The sequence below is a fragment of the Actibacterium ureilyticum genome (genome assembly GCF_002285435.1).
GTDB lineage: Bacteria > Pseudomonadota > Alphaproteobacteria > Rhodobacterales > Rhodobacteraceae > Actibacterium_C > Actibacterium_C ureilyticum.
Window position 1 is genome coordinate 127,501 of the sequence record NZ_NSBT01000007.1, and the last position, 1,305, is coordinate 128,805.

Sequence of the window (1,305 nt, forward strand, 5' to 3'; positions counted from 1 at the left end):
TATAACGGTCCTAAGGTAGCGAAATTCCTTGTCGGGTAAGTTCCGACCTGCACGAATGGCGTAACGACTTCCCCGCTGTCTCCAACATCGACTCAGCGAAATTGAATTGCCTGTCAAGATGCAGGCTTCCCGCGGTTAGACGGAAAGACCCCGTGCACCTTTACTACAGCTTCACACTGGCATCAGGCACAACATGTGCAGGATAGGTGGTAGGCTTCGAAGCAGGAACGCCAGTTCCTGTGGAGCCTCCCTTGAGATACCACCCTTGTTCTGCTTGATGTCTAACCGCGCACCGTTATCCGGTGCCGGGACCCTGTGTGGCGGGTAGTTTGACTGGGGCGGTCGCCTCCTAAAGAGTAACGGAGGCGCGCGAAGGTTGGCTCAGAGCGGTCGGAAATCGCTCGTTGAGTGCAATGGCAGAAGCCAGCCTGACTGCGAGACTGACAAGTCGAGCAGAGTCGAAAGACGGCCATAGTGATCCGGTGGTCCCGCGTGGAAGGGCCATCGCTCAACGGATAAAAGGTACGCCGGGGATAACAGGCTGATACTGCCCAAGAGTCCATATCGACGGCAGTGTTTGGCACCTCGATGTCGGCTCATCTCATCCTGGGGCTGGAGCAGGTCCCAAGGGTACGGCTGTTCGCCGTTTAAAGAGGTACGTGAGCTGGGTTTAGAACGTCGTGAGACAGTTCGGTCCCTATCTGCCGTGGGTGTAGGATACTTGAGAGGAGTTGCCCCTAGTACGAGAGGACCGGGGTGAACGATCCACTGGTGGACCTGTTATCGTGCCAACGGTAGTGCAGGGTAGCTATGATCGGACAGGATAACCGCTGAAGGCATCTAAGCGGGAAGCCCCCCTCAAAACAAGGTATCCCTGAGGACCGAGGTAGACCACCTCGTCGATAGGCCGGAGATGTAAGCGCAGCAATGCGTTCAGTTGACCGGTACTAATTGTCCGATAGGCTTGATTTGATCCAGTAATAGCAAGGCTAATACTGGTCAGAAGCATACACAAAACACACATGTACTTGACTTGACTTGGTTTTTTCCTCGGTTTGGTGGTCACAGCGCCAGAGAAACACCCGATCCCATCCCGAACTCGGCCGTTAAGCTCGGTTGCGCCGATGGTACTGCGTCTCAAGACGTGGGAGAGTAGGTCACCGCCAAACCTAGAAAAAAACCAATAATCTCTCTAAACGACAAAAATCGACAGTGACGCGGGATGGAGCAGCCCGGTAGCTCGTCAGGCTCATAACCTGAAGGTCGTAGGTTCAAATCCTACTCCCGCAACCAGTCGATAAAAAA

The 1,305-nt window shown here is 54.3% G+C and carries 1 tRNA gene and 2 rRNA genes (1 of these 3 only partly in view); all 3 read left to right on the forward strand.

Going from position 1 to position 1,305, the window contains the following annotated elements:
* Positions 1-972: ribosomal RNA gene (locus tag CLM60_RS01580) — 23S ribosomal RNA — on the forward strand; it begins 1,857 nt to the left of the window's first position.
* Positions 973-1,054: 82 nt separating this feature from the next.
* Positions 1,055-1,169, forward strand: a 5S ribosomal RNA gene (rrf, locus tag CLM60_RS01585).
* A 47-nt stretch (positions 1,170-1,216) separates the two neighbouring features.
* A tRNA-Met gene (locus CLM60_RS01590) sits at positions 1,217-1,293 on the forward strand.
* Positions 1,294-1,305: the final 12 nt, after the last annotated feature.